The organism is Capnocytophaga periodontitidis, from assembly GCF_016126015.1.
Classification (GTDB): Bacteria; Bacteroidota; Bacteroidia; order Flavobacteriales; family Flavobacteriaceae; genus Capnocytophaga; species Capnocytophaga periodontitidis.
In genome coordinates this window covers 203,472-221,686 of the sequence record NZ_JAEFDB010000003.1, presented here as the reverse complement: position 1 = coordinate 221,686, position 18,215 = coordinate 203,472, and the positions used below count along the sequence as shown (strand labels likewise).

Annotated in this window: 14 protein-coding genes; 5 read left to right on the top strand and 9 right to left on the bottom strand. The window is 40.0% G+C overall.

The features are described from left to right. Window positions 1–66 precede the first annotated feature (66 nt). From I7X29_RS07310 to I7X29_RS07275, 8 genes are all read right to left on the bottom strand, one after another. Window positions 67–1,335: a DUF2851 family protein gene (locus I7X29_RS07310; protein WP_198473639.1), complete on the bottom strand. Its 1,269-nt coding sequence runs from the start codon at window positions 1,333–1,335 to the stop codon at window positions 67–69. Between the two features lie 81 nt (window positions 1,336–1,416). Next, the gene (locus I7X29_RS07305) at window positions 1,417–1,992 is read right to left on the bottom strand and encodes a phosphatase PAP2 family protein (RefSeq protein WP_198473637.1); all 576 of its coding nucleotides are present in this window, start codon (window positions 1,990–1,992) and stop codon (window positions 1,417–1,419) included. Beyond that, a complete protein-coding gene (locus tag I7X29_RS07300) occupies window positions 1,992–3,746 on the bottom strand; it encodes a DEAD/DEAH box helicase (protein ID WP_198473635.1) in 1,755 nt (584 codons plus the stop codon). Before I7X29_RS07300 ends, I7X29_RS07305 begins: the two co-directional genes overlap by 1 nt. Window positions 3,747–3,937: 191 nt before the next feature. Beyond that, window positions 3,938–4,480, bottom strand: a complete 543-nt coding sequence (locus tag I7X29_RS07295) for a DUF3592 domain-containing protein (RefSeq protein WP_198473632.1) — start codon at window positions 4,478–4,480, stop codon at window positions 3,938–3,940. Window positions 4,481–4,492: 12 nt separating this feature from the next. Further along, window positions 4,493–7,855 (bottom strand): preprotein translocase subunit SecA, encoded by a 3,363-nt coding sequence (gene secA, locus I7X29_RS07290; RefSeq protein WP_198473630.1) that lies wholly within the window; start codon window positions 7,853–7,855, stop codon window positions 4,493–4,495. 271 nt (window positions 7,856–8,126) lie between these two features. Beyond that, on the bottom strand, window positions 8,127–8,348 hold the full coding sequence (locus tag I7X29_RS07285) for a DUF2795 domain-containing protein (protein WP_002673751.1): 222 nt from the start codon (window positions 8,346–8,348) through the stop codon (window positions 8,127–8,129). Between the two features lie 107 nt (window positions 8,349–8,455). Further along, a complete protein-coding gene (locus tag I7X29_RS07280; protein WP_225883689.1) occupies window positions 8,456–8,812 on the bottom strand; it encodes a hypothetical protein in 357 nt (118 codons plus the stop codon). 31 nt (window positions 8,813–8,843) lie between these two features. Continuing rightward, window positions 8,844–9,026 carry a hypothetical protein gene (locus I7X29_RS07275; RefSeq protein ID WP_198473628.1) on the bottom strand — a complete coding sequence of 61 codons (183 nt, stop codon included), beginning with the start codon at window positions 9,024–9,026 and terminating at the stop codon, window positions 8,844–8,846. A 900-nt stretch (window positions 9,027–9,926) separates the two neighbouring features. Between I7X29_RS07275 and I7X29_RS15375 the strand changes: the two genes are divergently transcribed. From I7X29_RS15375 to I7X29_RS07255, 5 genes are all read left to right on the top strand, one after another. Next, window positions 9,927–10,178 (top strand): hypothetical protein, encoded by a 252-nt coding sequence (locus I7X29_RS15375; RefSeq protein ID WP_225883688.1) that lies wholly within the window; start codon window positions 9,927–9,929, stop codon window positions 10,176–10,178. A 207-nt stretch (window positions 10,179–10,385) separates the two neighbouring features. Continuing rightward, window positions 10,386–11,636 (top strand): 3-phosphoshikimate 1-carboxyvinyltransferase, encoded by a 1,251-nt coding sequence (locus I7X29_RS07270; protein WP_198473626.1) that lies wholly within the window; start codon window positions 10,386–10,388, stop codon window positions 11,634–11,636. A 180-nt stretch (window positions 11,637–11,816) separates the two neighbouring features. Continuing rightward, complete coding sequence (locus tag I7X29_RS07265) at window positions 11,817–12,110, top strand: HU family DNA-binding protein (protein ID WP_034555618.1); 294 nt, start codon at window positions 11,817–11,819, stop codon at window positions 12,108–12,110. Between the two features lie 224 nt (window positions 12,111–12,334). Then, the gene (locus I7X29_RS07260) at window positions 12,335–13,879 is read left to right on the top strand and encodes an Rne/Rng family ribonuclease (RefSeq protein WP_198473624.1); all 1,545 of its coding nucleotides are present in this window, start codon (window positions 12,335–12,337) and stop codon (window positions 13,877–13,879) included. A 58-nt stretch (window positions 13,880–13,937) separates the two neighbouring features. Beyond that, complete coding sequence (locus tag I7X29_RS07255; protein ID WP_198473622.1) at window positions 13,938–14,603, top strand: uroporphyrinogen-III synthase; 666 nt, start codon at window positions 13,938–13,940, stop codon at window positions 14,601–14,603. A 30-nt stretch (window positions 14,604–14,633) separates the two neighbouring features. Here the strand turns inward: I7X29_RS07255 and I7X29_RS07250 are convergent, their stop codons facing one another. Then, window positions 14,634–18,149 (bottom strand): 1-acyl-sn-glycerol-3-phosphate acyltransferase, encoded by a 3,516-nt coding sequence (locus I7X29_RS07250; protein ID WP_198473620.1) that lies wholly within the window; start codon window positions 18,147–18,149, stop codon window positions 14,634–14,636. Window positions 18,150–18,215 lie beyond the last annotated feature (66 nt).

The window sequence follows — 18,215 nt, the reverse complement described above, 5'->3', positions numbered from 1 at the left end:
AAGAACTTTGATAAGGTTTGTGGTGTGAAGTTGATTTGGAGACTTTTTTAAATCGTACTTTGTTTTTTACTTCCTCCCTAAAATCGAAATCCCTATAGCACAATCTAAACAGCGTTTCGACTGGCAATAGTGTTTGTATTGTTGTAGAAGTACTTGGGTATCAAAAGCTGTAGTAACAGAGACTCCTAATTGTTGGTATTGGGTGATAATGCTGTTGCTCTCGGCTGTCATTGTTTTGAGTTCTTCGATGAGAGATTCATTCATATCCTTGCCCAAACTTTGGTAATAGGCATATTTGAGTGGAATGAATACATTTATCCAAATAAGTGTAATAAGGCTTGCACTAATAGGCTTTTTTACTTTTTTAGAAGTCTTTGTAAAGGTATAGTGGGTTTCCCAAAATTCGGAGACTCCTACCGAAAAGAGTTTTTGGATACTTTTAAAATCATTCACTTCGAGGATTTGAGAAAACAAACTTTCGTTAAGTTCGTATAGCTGTGCGAGTTGCGAGAGCCGGATAGTAGGGAAACCTTGCGGACGCAAACCGGTGAAGTGTATTTTTATTACGGGTGCAGAGAGATTGTATTTCTGTTGTAGGTAGTGATAATTTTGCAAGAGTTCACGCGGGTAGGTGAGTTCAGTTTCTTGAGGGAGTAAGCCTGCTTGCCCCAATAGTAGTGCTTCTAAATGTAAGGGGTGTGAACGCTCTTTACGGATAATACTAAAATCGAGATGTTTGCCCAATTGTAGGAAGGCTTCGCCGTTTACAGTGCCTCCAAAAGACTTGAGAAGCATACAAAAAAGTACTTTCTCCCAATCGAAATTAGCAACTTTCCACAACTGGTTTACAGCAGTGGCTTTTTCTTCTAAACGTTCTACTAACAGACGTTCATTCCACGAAAGCAAAGTAATAGCAGGCACAGTGGTATATTCCTTTTCACAAGGAATAAACTGATAGTGTGAGGCTACAGTGGTATTGTATCGCTCTATGAGTTCGGGGAAGATGAGTTCTCGGAGTTCTAAAGTAGGAATTGGCTGGTTGTTAGCATCGAATACTTCTATATCGTGTTCCCAAACTACGTGCAGAATCACATTGCGATAGGCAGGATCACTCTCGTGACCGTGTACATACCAATGCGATGATTTGAGATGCATTTCTACATTACCTGCCCATTGCTGCTCACCTATAAGCAGTTGGGCACTTTGGAAATCGGGACCTGAAAGAGAATTATACTCACCAAATGAGAGAATTTGCAAGCGCTCTCCCGTAGTAAGTACAGTGTTGAGAGGTACTTTTTTGTATTTCCATAGGTAGTGTAAGAAATCTTCTTTCATTTTATTTAGGTAAGAGATAAGAGGTAAGAGGTAAGAAATAGTACCAGCTTATTTAATTAGTAAAGGTTGTAACAATGCAAATTATTCTCGAGTTGGGATTTTTAATCTTTTTTCTGTGTATAGAAAAAGAAAATAATAAAGGGTAGCTAAGAGTATTCCAAAGATCCAACCTACCAATACATCACCTGGGAAATGCACGCCTAAATAAATACGGCTATAACTCACAATCACCGACCAGCAGAGCAGTAGGGTGACGATATATCGGGTGTTTTTCCTAAGCAAGTAACTAAAAAATACGGCTATTGCCATTGTATTGGCGGCGTGAGCTGAGAAGAACCCATACTTACCACCGCAAATCACCATTCGCATTTGCCCGATAAGACTCTCATCGTGACAAGGGCGCAAGCGCTGGAATCCGTGTTTAAAAACGTTCGCCAGCTGGTCGGTAGTGGTGATGAGAAGGGCGATGAATACCAAGATGAGCAACACTCGTTTCCAATAGAAATACTTGAAACACAAGTATAACAAGAAAGCATAGAGGGGGATAGACGAGAGTTCATTGGTAATTACTAACCAAAGGCTATCGGCTTCGGGCGTTCCCCAACTATTGAGGGAACAGAGCAGTTGCTTATCCGTTTCTATAAGGTATTCTAACATTATTTGCGTTTTTTCTTCTTTTTAAAAGCCTGTTGGAGAGCTTCAGCAGTCTTTTGTTTGCGACTTTCTCTTTGTCCTTTTTTGCGACTTCTACCCTCGTCGTTGCCGTGTTTTCTATCGTCATCATTTCCGCGTTTGCGTCCGCTGCGGTCTCTGCCAGCTCCTTTGGTAGAGAGCTCCACATTGATGAAGCGACCGTCCATTTGAAAATCGGTAAAGGTGCTCATCACCAAATCGGAGAGGTCGGCATCGGTATTGAAGAAAGAGAAACTGTTCTTTACATCTACTTTGAAAACATCATCACGACCTAAATTAAGGGTTGCTTTGAGGAAATCTTTGAGAGATTTCCAGTCGTAGCCATCGCGTTCACCTATGTTGATGAAATAGCGCACTTCATCGCTACTTCCCGCACTGCGGCTTTCGCGCTCGTTCTCTACCGATAAGTTTTCAGCATTTTTATAATAATTGAAGAAACGCGTAAACTCTACTGAGAATATTTTTTTAATCAACTCATCGCGATCTACGTTTTTCAGTTCTTTATAAATAGCTGGTAAATAATCGTCGATGGCAGGGTTTACTTCTGTGTTTTTGAGGTTGTTAGCCAAGTGATAGAGTTGTATCTCGCAGATTTCCATACCCGATGGCAATTGTTTCTGCTCAAAAGGTTGCCCTATCATCTTTTCGATAGTTTTTATTTTCTTCACCTCACTTTTTGGCAAAATTACCATCGAAATTCCCGATTTACCAGCACGACCTGTACGTCCACTGCGGTGGTTATAGGTTTCTATTTCGTCGGGCAATTGGTAGTGAATTACGTGAGTGATATCGTCTACATCAATACCGCGGGCAGCGACATCGGTAGCGACGAGCATTTGTATTTGGCGTGCGCGGAAAGATTTCATCACCAAATCACGTTGATTCTGACTCAAATCACCGTGAAGGGCAGCAGCGTTGTAGCCATCTTCAATGAGTTTTTCGGCTACTGCTTGTGTATCGCGTTTGGTACGGCAAAATACTACCGAGAAGATATCGGGGTTGGCATCGGCGAGGCGTTTTAGGGCTTGGTATCTATGGCGACCGCTCACTATATAGTACTCGTGTTGCACGGTGTTAGTAGCCTGATTGCGAGTTCCTACTGTTATTTCGATAGGCTTACGCATAAACTTGCGCGCTATCTTAGCCACCTCGTTAGGCATAGTAGCCGAAAAGAGCCAAGTGCTTTTTTCTTGAGGAGTATGCGATAGAATAGCGGTAATATCTTCATAGAAGCCCATATTGAGCATTTCGTCGGCTTCGTCGAGCACACAATAGTTGATATGACTGATATCTACGAAGTTACGGCGTATCATATCTTGCATACGCCCAGGAGTAGCCACGATAATTTGTGCGCCTTTTTTGAGACTACGCGCTTGTTCCTCAATACTTGCGCCGCCATATACCGCCACTACGTTCACCTTAGGGAGGTACTTAGCATAATTGCGGAGTTCAGAAGCGATTTGCAAGCAGAGTTCGCGTGTAGGTGAAAGGATAAGACCTTGAGTTACACGGCTATCAGTATCGATAAGTTGGAGGAGAGGAAAGCCGAAAGCGGCTGTTTTACCAGTACCCGTTTGGGCTAAAGCTACCATATCAGCACCATTTGCCAAAAGAGTAGGGATGGCTTTTTGCTGAATTTCAGAAGGAGTTTCAAAGCCCATATCGCTGATGGCTTTGAGGATAGGTTCATCAAGACCTAATTGTTCAAATAAATTCATTAATACAATTTGTAAATTAGCAAATTTGCCAATTTGCTAATGTATTTTAAAGCGCAAAGGTACAATAATATTTTCAATTGACAATTGATAATTGACAATTAAGAAGAAAAAACTTTGCCAAAGGTGCGAGCCATACGGCTGGAAACTTTGGCAAAGTATGATATAATAAATAATTTATATTGTGTTTCTGCTTATTTTTTTATGAAAAAGGAAACAATCAAGAAAATTACTGCAATGGACATTATTGCGAATCCTGCTACGCGAAACCCCTTATAAAAAAACGTTTTATCTTTATCGTCTACTATTTGGTGTTCACTGGGAGTTTCGGGCAAATAAGCTACTGTAATACTCTCGCCTGCTCGATAATTGGTTTGACGGCTACCACTATGAGCCCCAAAATAGGTTACACAAAAAGTATGAGCTGAATTAGCATATTTCAAGTTTATAGGGGCGTTTGAGTTTAGAACAAGAGGTTTTACAATATAAGTATTTTCTCCTACAGTATACTTATAGACTACATAAGTCCTATTATTAAAACCAATACCTCCTACACCTTGACTGCCTGATTTGACAATTTCTAATACCTCTCCTTGTGCTTTCCCTTGATATAGTTTTTTGTTCTTTTCGGTAATTCTTTTGTTAATCTCAGCAGTAACCAAGAATACAAGCGCAAACAAAAAGAATATGCCAGAGCTTAGCAACATTCCCATTTGGTTGTTCATTTGGTTGTCCATTACCTTAGTAATTTATTTATTGGATACTAAAATCCATTCTCCGCTGTTTATTAGGGGGTCAGCTTGTTTGAACTTGAGTTCTTTGCGTTCACCGGTGCGGATGTTTTGGATTACTACCTTATCGTTACGACCAATTTTAGGTTGTTGGCGTACGATGGTTTCTACTACCGAACGGCGCTGTGAGGCTTGTTGCCCTACTTCACGGGCGCGTTGTGCCATTTCATCGCTGTTGAGGACTTCTTCCTTATTGGTTTGGTAGTGCTCACGGGTGCGTTGTGGCGCGTGGGCTTCCTGCACTGGTGGATTTTGAGTAGGTAACTCGGCTTTGAACAAGAAAGAAATAATCTCTTTGTTTACCTTATCGACCATAGCTTTGAACAACTGATAGGCTTCAAACTTATAGATGAGTAGTGGGTCTTTCTGTTCGTGCACCGCTAATTGTACAGATTGTTTGAGTTCGTCCATACGGTGGAGATGCGTTTTCCACTCTTCGTCGATGATGCCAAGCGTAATATTCTTCTCGAAATCGCTTACGAGTTTCTTACCTTGGGTTTCGTACGCCTCTTTGAGGTCGGTTACGATGTTGAGCATCTTTTCGCCATCGGTGAAAGGCACGACGATGCGCTCGTAAGTATTATTAGGATTTTCGTATACCTCTTTAATCACTGGGAAGGCTTGAGCGGCACTGCGTTCAGCTTTTTCTTGATAGTGTTTGAGCGCTTCGTGATACAAGGTGAAAGTAAGGTCGTTTGGCGATTGTTTAGCAAATTCGGCTTCTGAAATTTGTGTTTTCAGTGAGAAATATTTGATGAGCTCGAAAGTGAAATTCTTGTAGTTATTTCCACCTTTGTTGTTTTCTACTATATTCTCGCAAGTATCAAATATCATATTTGCCAAATCCACTTTTAGGCGTTCACCTTCAAGAGCGTGGCGACGGCGTTTATAAATTTGCTTACGTTGTGCGTTCATCACGTCGTCGTACTCTAACAGACGTTTACGCATACCGAAGTTATTTTCTTCTACCTTTTTCTGAGCTGCCTCGATACGTTTGGTCATCATAGAGTGCTGAATTACATCACCTTCTTTATGACCTAAGCTGTCCATTAATCGGGCGATACGTTCAGAACCGAAGAGGCGCATTAGATTATCTTCGAGAGAAACGAAGAAGAGTGAGCTACCAGGGTCACCTTGACGACCAGAACGACCGCGTAACTGACGATCGACACGACGAGAGTCGTGGCGTTCGGTACCTATAATTGCCAAACCTCCTGCAGCTTTTACTTCGGGGGTTAACTTGATATCGGTACCACGTCCCGCCATATTGGTTGCGATGGTTACCACACCACTATGTCCGGCTTCAGCTACGATTTCAGCTTCTTTTTTATGTAATTTCGCATTCAATACATTGTGTTTTACCTTGCGCATTGTAAGCATACGGCTGAGGAGTTCGGATACTTCCACAGAAGTAGTACCAATCAACACAGGGCGACCAGCTTCGGATAGTTTTACTACCTCATCGATTACAGCGTTGTATTTCTCGCGTTTGGTTTTATAGATAAGGTCGTTGTGGTCTTTACGAGCGATAGGACGGTTGGTAGGGATTTCCATTACATCGAGTTTATAGATTTCCCAGAACTCACCTGCTTCGGTGATAGCAGTACCCGTCATACCTGCTAACTTGCTATACATACGGAAGTAGTTTTGCAAAGTAATAGTCGCGTAGGTTTGGGTAGCTGCCTCAATTTTCACATTCTCTTTGGCTTCAATTGCTTGGTGCAAACCATCGGAATAACGACGACCGTCCATAATACGACCTGTTTGTTCATCGACGATGAGCACTTTGTTATCAATCACCACATACTCTACATCTTTTTCAAAGAGAGTGTAGGCTTTGAGCAATTGGTTGAGGGTGTGAATACGTTCGCTTTTTACGCTAAAATCTTGGAATAATTTATCTTTTAGTTTAGCTTCTTCTTCAATAGGAAGACCTTGGTTCTCGATATTGGCAATTTCTACCCCAATATCAGGTAAAACGAAGAAATCTTTATCACCATCGTAGGCAATATCAGCAAAACCTTTATCGGTAAGCTCAATTTGGTTGTTTTTCTCATCAATCACGAAGTACAATTCGGCATCTACCTTTGGCATTTCGCGATTGTTATCCTGCATATAGTAATTTTCAGTTTTTTGGAGGAGTTGTTTTACTCCTTCTTCACTGAGGAATTTGATGAGTGCTTTGTTTTTAGGTAACCCACGATACACGCGCAAGAGTTGGAATCCCCCTTCTTTGGTATCCCCTTCGGCGATGAGTTTGCGGGCATCGGCTAATACTTTGGTGAGATAAGTACGCTGTTTGTTTACCAAATTTTCTACTAAAGGTTTCAGTTCGTTGAACTCGTGCAATTCGCCTTTAGGGGTAGGACCTGAAATGATGAGCGGTGTACGAGCATCGTCTATCAATACAGAATCGACCTCATCGACAATGGCATAGTTGTGAGCGCGTTGTACCAAATCTTCGGGTGTGTGCGCCATATTGTCGCGGAGGTAGTCGAAACCAAATTCGTTGTTAGTTCCGTAGGTAATATCGGCGTTGTAGGCACGGCGACGCGCTTCGGAGTTAGGTTGGTGGTTGTCGATACAATCCACACGCAAACCGTGGAACTCAAATAAAGGTCCCATCCAAGCACTATCTCGGCGTGCCAAATAGTCGTTCACGGTTACCAGATGCACCCCATTCCCCGTTAGGGCATTGAGGTAGACTGGCAAGGTAGCCACGAGGGTTTTACCTTCCCCTGTTTGCATTTCGGCAATCTTACCTTGGTGAAGGGCAATACCTCCAATGAGCTGTACATCGTAGTGCACCATATCCCAAGTAACATCTTTACCAGCAGCATCCCAGTGGTTTTTCCACACGGCTTTATCGCCCTCGATAGTTACATAGTCGTGGGTAGCCGATAGTTCACGGTCGTGCTCGGTGGCTGTTACGGTAATTGTTTCATTATTAGCAAAACGACGAGTAGTTTCCTTCATAGTAGCGAAGGCTTCGGGAAGAATTTCGTTCAATGCCTTTTCTGAGGCTTGATAGGCTTCGCCGTTGAGTTTATCTACTTCAGCATAGAGGTCTTCTTTAGCGTCGATATCATCGGTAGCGTTTGCTTGGGCTTCGAGTTCGGCTATTTTAGTATCGAACTGGGCGCGAGCGTCTTTTATTCTTTGTTTGAACTCAATAGTTTTTGCGCGCAACTCATCATTAGAGATATTTTCTAACTGAGAGGCGTAAGTTTTTATCTTTTCAACGATAGGTTGGATTGCTTTTAGGTCGTTTTTGGCTTTGTCGCCAACGAAAATTTTAATAAGGGAATTGATAATGCTCATTATAATGATTAATGATTAATAATTAATAATTAACTTTGCCAAAGGTCGTAGCACAAGTCATATTTTAACTTTGCCAAAGGTCGTAGCACGACAAGCAGTTAGTCATAGCACGATAGACAATTTAAAACTTTGGCAAGGTTCATACCGCAAGTTTGTCAATAAATATACCAAAGGAATGGGAACTGACAATTTGTCACTATACTCATTTGCAAATCTGCTACTTTGCTGATTTGCAAATTAAAAAAAGTCTCTTTGGAGAGACTTTTATTTTTTAGTATTCATCTTCATTCCATAAGTAGTCTTCTTCCGACGGGTAATCAGGCCAGATTTCGTCGATAGATTCATACATATCACCTTCGTCTTCTATTTCTTGAAGGTTTTCTACCACTTCCATAGGAGCGCCTGTACGGATAGCATAATCAATAAGCTCGTCTTTAGTAGCAGGCCAAGGAGCATCACTTAAATAAGATGCGAGTTCTAACGTCCAATACATAAACTAATAGAATTTTATAAATTTCGCGCAAAAGTAATACTTTTTATTTATTATACAAAATAATTTGCTAATTTGTCACGGCGTGTATAGCCTTTCTTCATTTTGTGCTACTCACAAAATATTAGAGCAGGTTCTTTCAGATATACATTTAGCACTACCGAATCTTTCTCTTTCACCTTTATATTATTTATATACACACCTTTATATCCTGAGAAAGTAGTGACTTGCACATCGTATTTTTTATTAGGAGAAAGATAAAAATTAGCTTCTTTATAATTTGAAATAATAGGCACTCCATTAATATGCAAATACAAATCACTAGTTGACAAAGAGCCGTCTCCTTCAAAAATTTTAATATTTAAAATACTTTTAACAGACGCCCTTTTAGCTTTATAATAAGACAAAGAGTAATCATCGCCTTTCTTGCCAATTTTCTCTTGATAAGTATCTATTTGCCTTTTCATAGAATTGCAACTACTAAGAAATATTAGTAGACTAATTACAAAGATTGTTAGGAATTGCTTCACGTTCATATTTTGCTATTTTAATTATTTCTTCTTTCTCTTCTTGAGATAGTTTTTTATATTCTTCTGTTCTTTCTAATCCTGACCAAGCTAAACTTTGGCAATATTTAAATTCATCAAGATATATAGATTGTTGTTTTGTGGGTGTTTGCAATAGGCTGTTGTTTTATGGATGTTTGCAATAGGTTGTTGTTTTGTGGGCGTTTGCAATAGGTTACTGTTTTATGGGCGTTTGCAAAACGCCCCTACACAACATACTTCAAAAGTGATTGATTATCAGAGTAATCAAGTCCCCTTTACATACTCGCTTACGCGACTTTCTTCAAAGGGGAATATGTGATGCAAAAGCGATAACACTCTGTTAATCAGAGATTATTATTTTTCAACTCTCAATTCGTATTATTAACAAGTTTAACTCTCAAGATATAAAAGTTGCAAGAGTGAATATTCTAATGCGGAAGTTGGGTTAATAATAGGTAATTTCTCGTTTTTCAATCTCGCTCAAAACTTCTTTACCTGTCCTGATGAGACGCAGAAATCTCTTGCTTTGAAGATAATTACCTTGCTTATCATAAATATATTCATAACGAAATGTTGCTGTGTGTTTGAGAGTATCTCTCTTTCTTTCGTGTAATTCTTGGGTAACCTTATGGCGTTTGTTGTTATATGTGTAACGCCATTCTGTTGTGAACTTCCACTCATCTTCGCCAAAAAGCCTCCATTCGTATTGCTTTTCATTCTTTATATTGAAGCTGTTTAAACTTTTCCTATAATAACGTGAGTTCGGCGTAAGTAATTATTTAACAATCAGTAAAATATTTTTAATTTCCCACGAATTACACGAATTTTCACGAAATTGGGAGTGTATAAAAGTCTTTATTTTTTTATTATCTTACGAATTTTCACCTGACGGTGAATTATTTTGTGAATATATTATGTTACAAAGCTGTAAATCAATGTTCTGTTATATCGAACTGACGTTATAATAAAGTAAAAGTTTCCAAAAATTAGTAATTTGTGTTTGAAAAAAAAAGAACACTAAAATTCAGGAACTTTGGGCAAAGATACAATAAATAAATGGATTATTCCCTTTTTAAGTGTAGGAAAAAGAGGATTTAAAAGTAATTTTGATTTGGCTTCAATATTTTTATTGATTCTCAAGAGGTTAAAAATAGGAGTACAATGGAGAGAACTTCCGATTGAGAGCTATTTTGAAAAAGGAGAAATCTCTTGGCAAAATGTCTATTACTACTTTAATAAATGGAAAACGTGTTTAATAATAGGTTTTATTCTCAAGATATACTAGGTTATTGTTTTATGGGCGTTTGCAAAACGCCCCTACACAACATACTTCAAAAGTAATTGATAATCAAGGTAATCAACTTTGCCAAAGTTTCAGATTTTGGCAAAGTTAGCGACGCAAAAATGATTTTGAGACTTTTTGGACAGCGCCCTACATATTTGTTAATTTGCTAATTATCGCGTATCTTTGCGGTTATTAAACAGTTATGCAATGAACATCACCCTTCCTTTATCGCAACTTGTTTCAGGAAAAACGTTACAGCTCTCGGGCTCAAAATCGGAGAGCAATAGAGCGCTTTTGCTACAAGCATTCTTCCCCAAATTACAGATAAAAAACCTCTCTACTGCCGATGATACACTTCTCTTACAGCGCGCGTTACAATCCAAAGAGGCAACTATAGATATTCACCACGCAGGTACAGCAATGCGCTTTCTCACGGCTTATTTTGCAACCCAAGTAGGGCGAGAGGTGTTGCTCACTGGCTCGGCAAGGATGAAAGAGCGCCCTATTCACTTATTAGTGGAAGCACTACAGCGTTTAGGGGCTGATATTCGCTATGGAGAACGCGATGGATTTCCGCCCTTATATATTAAAGGTGTAGCACTTAGCAAAAAAGAAGTGCGTATTCGCGGTGATGTGAGCAGTCAGTTTCTTTCTGCCTTATTGCTCATCGCGCCTTCATTGCCGAATGGACTTACGCTGATTTTAGAAGGTGAACTCACCTCTATGCCTTATCTGAAAATGACCGTGAGTTTCCTGCAATACTGTTTGGGTGAAGAGGTTGTACAATGGGAAGGCAATGTGCTGAAAGTAGCTTCACACATAAATAAACCTTTAAAAAACAATATATGGGAAGTAGAATCGGATTGGTCGTCGGCTTCTTATTGGTTTTCGTTTGTGGCACTCTCACCTATAGGAACACAGCTCACGCTCACACACTTCAAAGAAGATAGTTTGCAGGGTGATAGCACGTTACCACAACTCTATAAACATTTTGGCGTAGGCACTACTTTTAAAGGCAGTACAATGAACATCGAAAAAACTACCCTCCCCTACTCTACTCGTTTAGAATTTCAACTAAACGATACCCCCGACATCGCACAAACTATAGCTGTTACTGCTTTAGGATTGGGATTAGAGGCACACCTCAGCGGATTACACACACTCAAAATTAAAGAAACCGACCGACTACAGGCGCTACAAATCGAAATGACAAAACTCGGTGGGACAGTGAACATCACTGATGAGAGTTTACATTTAGCCCCTTGTAAGCAACTACGTGAGGGGGTGAGTATTGCGACTTATAACGACCACCGTATGGCAATGGCTTTCGCTCCTTTGATGCTCAAAACCCCTATAGTGATAGAGGACAAAGAGGTGGTAAGCAAATCGTATCGAGAGTTTTGGGAACAAGTGGAAGAGGTGTCAGGTTTCAGGTTTCAGGAAACAGATAAGAGATAAGAGGTAAGAGGCATTAGAAAAAAGATAAATAATTGATAATTAGCGTATTAGTTTATTTTTGAAAGAAAATAGAAAAATAAATACTATTTTTTTTATGTAACATAGTGTTTATTAAAGATTTAATTTGTATCTTTGCCGCCTGAAAAGAAAAAAGAATATTCATACAAAAACATATTAAAGATGACAAAAGCAGAAATTGTATCAAAGATTTCCGACAAATTGGGTCTTGACAGAAACGACGTACAACTTACCGTTGAGAACTTTATGGATGAGGTAATTAGCTCATTAGAAAGTGGACAAAATGTGTATTTGAGAGGTTTTGGTAGCTTCATTATCAAAACAAGAGCTGAAAAAACAGGTCGTAACATCTCAAAAAACACTACTATCAAAATCCCTGCACACAACATTCCTGCCTTTAAGCCAGCAAAAGTATTTGTAGAAGGGGTGAAAGCAAAAGTGAAAGTTAAAAAGTAATACACCCTGTATTAGTTTAAGTAACTGAATAATTAACACATAAAATAATAAAGTTATGCCAAGCGGAAAAAAAAGAAAAAGACATAAAGTGGCTAACCACAAACGCAAAAAAAGAGCGAGAGCTAATCGTCACAAAAAGAAAAAGTAGTGTAATACTACTTTTTCTTTTTAACAGACAAATCGTACCTTGATTTATTAATTATTAACTAAAAAAATCCAACAAAGTGGACAAAGAATTAATTATTCGTTCTGGTTCCTCTTACGTAGATTTTGCTTTGCTCAGAGATGGTAGGCTCATAGAACTTCACAAAGAAGAAGATACCAATGGATTAGGAGTAGGTGATATAATGCTAGCCAAAGTGCGCAAACCTATACAAGGGCTCAATGCAGCCTTTGTGAATGTAGGGCACGAAAAGGATGCTTTTTTGCATTATCACGACTTGGGACCTCAATTGGCTTCCTTACAAAAGTTTCTCAAATGGATACTCTCGGGAAAACTAAAAGACTTTTCACTAAAAGATTTCCCCTTAGAACCAGACATCAACAAAAATGGGTCAATAGCCGATACCCTCAAGCCTAACCAGCCTATATTAGTGCAGATAGTAAAAGAACCTATCTCAACTAAAGGACCACGCATCAGCTCTGAACTTTCCATCGCGGGGCGCTACCTCGTACTGGTGCCTTTCTCCGACCGTATTTCTATCTCACAAAAAATAGAAGGTAAAGCTGAGAAAGAACGCTTGAGAAAACTCTTGCAAGGCATTAAACCTAAAGGCTTTGGTGTGATAGTACGCACTGTGGCAGAAGGTAAAAAAGTAGCGGAACTCGACAAGGATTTGCAAGGTCTCTTCAACCGTTGGGTTTTGATGTGTAGAAAAATACAAAAAGCGGTTTACCCCTCAAAGGTGATGAGTGAAGTGAGCAAAACAGGTGCTATACTTCGCGATATGTTCAACGATACGTTCACAGGTATACACGTGGATAACGAGCATCTTTATGAACAAATAAAAAAATATGTACAAGAGATTGCTCCTGAAAAAGAGAATATCGTAAAACTCTACCGCTCATCGGTGCCTATATTTGAGAAGTTCCATATAGAACGACAAATAAAAACGGCTTTTGGTCGTACCGTATCAATGCCTAAAGGGGCTTACTTAGTGATAGAACACACCGAAGCTCTACACGTGATAGATGTGAACAGTGGTAACCATTCTAACAAGAACAACGATCAAGAGACCACTGCACTATCGGTAAACCTCATTGCCGCTACCGAAATTGCACGACAACTGCGATTGCGAGATATGGGAGGTATTATCGTTGTAGATTTCATCGATATGGGCAATAGTGAAAACCGCCGTATCCTATTTGACCACCTGCGCAACGAAATGGCTGAAGACCGCGCTAAACACAAAATATTGCCTCCGAGCAAGTTTGGCTTGATACAAATTACTCGCCAACGTGTGCGCCAAGAACTCAACATCAAAACAAAAGAAGAGAACCCAAGCAAAGAAGGCGAAATAGAAGCGCCTATCGTTCTGGTTGATAAAATCAACATAGAACTTGAAAGCATTATTAAGGAGGATGCCTATAAAGGGCGCATTGTGCTGAACGCTCACCCTTTTATAGCGGCTTATTTAACCAAAGGGCTCTTTAGCTCTATCCGTTTTAAATGGTTTTTGAAATACAAACGATGGATAAAAATCCTACCACGCGATGCCTATACTTATTTAGAGTATCGATTCAAAACCAGTGAAGGAACCCCTCTTTAACATTACCAAACTCGGCGCACAAGCGCCGAGTTTTTTTATTTTAAAGCCTTAGAAGAAAATGAAAACCATTGTCTCTACAAAAATATTAACCGAAGCGCAGCAATCTATGCTTTCGGGACTCGATATACAGCTGATTGAACACAATTTTGTAAGTGTGAATTTACTACCGATAAAACTCACTCTTCCTTATAATCTCTTAATCTTCACGAGCCAAAATGCGGTGAGGAGTGTTTTGCAGCATCCTTTGGCTACTACCTTAAAAGATTGTGTTGTACTATGTGTAGGCGAACGTACCGCACAACTACTTGAAAAAAGCGGTTTTACGGTGCGCTGTTCTTTTCATTACGCTACCGATTTAACGAAATATCTTTCAGCTAATTTAAAAGAATTTGAAAATATGACGCGCATTGCTTTTTTTGCGGGCACACAGCGATTAGAAACGCTCCCACAGTTCTTTGCGAAGTACTTGCCTAATGTAGAGGAAATTACAACTTATCAAACAGAACTAACACCTATCACTATTCACAAAAAAGTAGACGGGATACTATTTTTCAGTCCGTCGGGGGTGGAGAGTTATCACTCGTGTAATCCTGCAGGCGAAGAAAAAGCGTTTTGCATAGGCAACACTACTGCCGAAGCTGCCCAACGCTATTGGAAAGAAGTGGTAGTTGTTGAAAATCCAACTATTGACAGTGTGCTGGCTCAGGTAAGAGATATAAGGTAAGAGGTATAAAAATAATGTAAAACACCCAAACTAAGCTGTTTCTCTACCTTTAATTACTACATCAAAATCTTTTCCTTCTGGACGCTCTTTCACATATTGTATTTTGCGGATTTTGGTGAGGTAACTATGCTGTGCGATGGCGCGCTTCTCGTCATCGGCGATGACGGATACAATTTCACGCTCAGGATAGGTGAGCAATAGCAAGAAATCTAACTGACCATAATCATCGGCGATATGCAAGATACGCGCTTTTTCGGGTAGTGAATGTACAAGCTCGTGATAGTGTTCGCGATGCTGCCTATAATCTTCTTTGACAGCACGCACCACATAATTTTCTTTGTATAAATAATTCAAAAACAGTTTCTTTTTTAGGTAATCCACTCCTTCCAATCGCTTGCGCAAGGCGAGGAATTGCTGGCGGTAGAAAGCGCCTATCTGTTTGGCTCTTTCGCGTGGAGTGTTGCCAAAACGCTCATCATCAGGTGTTATAGGGTCGCCTACTACTACCGTAATAGCGCCATCGTAGATAATCACATCGCCCTTAGGTTGCACTTCCGAACAACCGTGAATATACACGGGCACGAGAGGTGTTTGGAAATGTTCGGCTATTAGAAAAGCACCTTTGTGAAAACGGTGTATTTGGTTGGTATCAGAGCGTTTGCCTTCTGGAAAAATCATTACTGAAATACCATTTTTCAAGTTCTTTTCGAATAAGGGCATTCCTTTTTCTATGCCTTCAGAGGCTGGAAAGAAGCCCATTGTCTGCACATAACGTCCAAATACTACCGAGTTATACACCCAATCATTTACCATATAACTGACGCGATGTGTGAAGAGCCCTATTGCCAAAGTATCAAGCCACGAGGTATGATTGGCAATTACTACCGAAGGAGTTGTAAGCTGTATATGGTGTGGATTCTCTACCTTTTTGCGCACAAAAGGATTGGCATAAAGCACTGAAGTAGTGAGCGAAGCTGCTAAACGTCTGAGCCACATAGTACGTTTAGGAGTTATTTTGGCAAGTAGCCAACCTATATTGGAGAGAATAATAGACGATAGTGCATAATAGGTAGTTAGCAGTATGGATTGCAGCAAAAGACGCAAACTCACCGGAGAACGACCCTTATCAGAACGGCGGAAGATACAAAACTTAAATATCGTAGGGTAAAATACGAAAGTTATTGCCAAAGCAGTGAAAATACCTATTACTGATACCGATGCAATTGATTTTAAGGCGGGGTGTTTGGCGAAAATAAGCGTACCGATAGCCAAAAAAGTAGTAATAGACGCTAAAAGCACTGAGACTTTGTACACAGGAAGTTCATTTTTACCATCGGTATAGTCTTTTTGCAGCGCACAAGTCATAAAAATACTAAAATCTACTGAATGTCCTAATACCAAAGTGCAGACAATCATACTAAACACATTGAATTCTATGCCAAAAAAGTTCATCAGAGCAGAAGTAACTACCCCTGTAACCCCAATAGGAATAAGAGTGAGTAACACCAATTCTACACGCCTAAAAAACAAAAGCAGTATGAGGAAAATAGCGATAGACGAATAGTTTACTAACAGCAATATATCGTCTTTGAGTTTGCCTAAAAACGTTTCACTTAGGTTCTTGCGGTCGATAACAACAGTAGGCGTGCGTTTTTCTATTGAATGAATAAAAGAGTCTCGCTCGGCGGGAGTGAGCTTTACGAGATTGGCAATGGTATAAAAGCCCTCTTTTTCAGTAATAAAATCTTCTAACGGAATAACTGAAAGGGCTTTATAAGCATCGAGGTTTTTTATAACTTCAAAATCACCAGCTATACTTTGGTAGAAAGGTGCGTAGGTTTCTTCTTTAAAACCAACTTCATTTCCTCTTTCTATCAGTTGTTGTTTTAGAAATTGCTGTCTTTCGGCATTCCAAAAATCTTTCCATCGTTGCAATCGCGCTTCTTGTTCTTTTTTAGGCAATACAATCCCCCCAATAGAACTGAATTGCTTGATACTATCGTGCGCTTTATAACTTTGCAACTGCTGATATAGTGTATAATTGCGCTCTAAGGCTTCCTCTAAAGAGTTGCCATAAGCAGCAGCATAAAGTGATTTGTATTCACTATCGGTGATGTTCTCTAATTGATGTTCAGCTGCCTTATAACGTTCGTTTATATAGTTGATATTGGCAATATCGCCATTGAAACGGACATTATGAAAAGTAAAACAACTCACCGCTATCAGCAGTAAGCAAGCTCCAACCACCCACTTGTTGTGATGAAATGGATAAGCCCCTATGCGGTCTAAAAAGGTTTTGCGCACCTCGATATTACGATTGCCACGGTAGAAATGAGGCACAAGCACCAACGATAATATGGCTGATACCATTATGCCCACGAAAGCAAACACGCCTAAATCTTGCATCACCTCAGAATGCACAAAGAGCAAACAGAGGAATGAAATGGCGGTAGTGATACTGCTGAGCAAGATAGGCACAGTTACAGCACGGTACAACTCGGCAGTGTTTTTAGCTACCTTGTAATGAGTGAGGATATGTAGTGAATAGTCGATAGTAACCCCTAAGAGCACTGCCCCTAAACTGATAGAAATTGCCGAAATACTGCCTTTGAGCACATAGAGTGTCGCCAAAGCTGAGAGCACCCCAAAAGCAGAAGGGATAAACGCGATAAATGGGATATAAACACTTCGATAAAAAAAGACAAGCAATAAATAAAGTGCTGATAGTGAAATGAGTACTGTAGTGAGGATATCAGTTTTGATTTGAGAAGCGTTGCTCACCGAGATAAAGGGAGCCCCAAAGAAATCTACACGCACTTTTCCTTGATACTGGGCGTTGAGATGGTCTTGCAACTTATCTAAACTTACGACAAAAGCGGCATTGTGCTCGCTGTCGTTGCCATCGTACTTAGGGTTGATAAAGAAGAGGATATGCTGCTCGTCGTTAGTAGTGAGAAAACCATTGGCAATCTTAAAATCGTTGCCTGTATTGAGCTCTTGAAGTTTGCGCAAACCGCGAAAAGTGAGACCAAAGGGGTCTTTACGGATAAACTGTTGTGCCACCATACCCGCAGGCGTGAGCATCGTTTTGTACTGACTCTCCACCATTGATTTGAGACTATCGGGGGCTAAACGGCGTTCTAAATAAGCGTAATCTTCATCATTTAGAAAAAGAGGTAGGTGGTCGTTTACAAACTGCCAAGTCTCGTCGATTTCTTCTTCGTTTATAACCCCCTGAATACTTTTGATATACTTCGTCATAGAAGCGTTGAGGGTATCGCGCAAAGTTTCGGCAACTGACTGCATATCGGTGAGCGTTCCGCCTTTTTCGGCTGTTACCATTACCGAGATTTTATCGGCAAAATTGAGTTGCTTGAGCACCTTAGAAGTGAGGTTCGTCTTGTCGTTTTGAGGGAGTACTTTGGTGATATCCTCTTCAAATCGCAACTGACTCAAGCCATAAATGGCTATGAGCGCCCAAGCGGTAAAGAATGAGAAGGTAGCAAGTTTATGAGTGGCGATATATTGGTAAATTCTGTTTAGCATATTGGCAAAGTTTGCGATACTTCTTTTTGTGGGACAAAAGTAGGGAATAATTTCAGAAGTACAAAA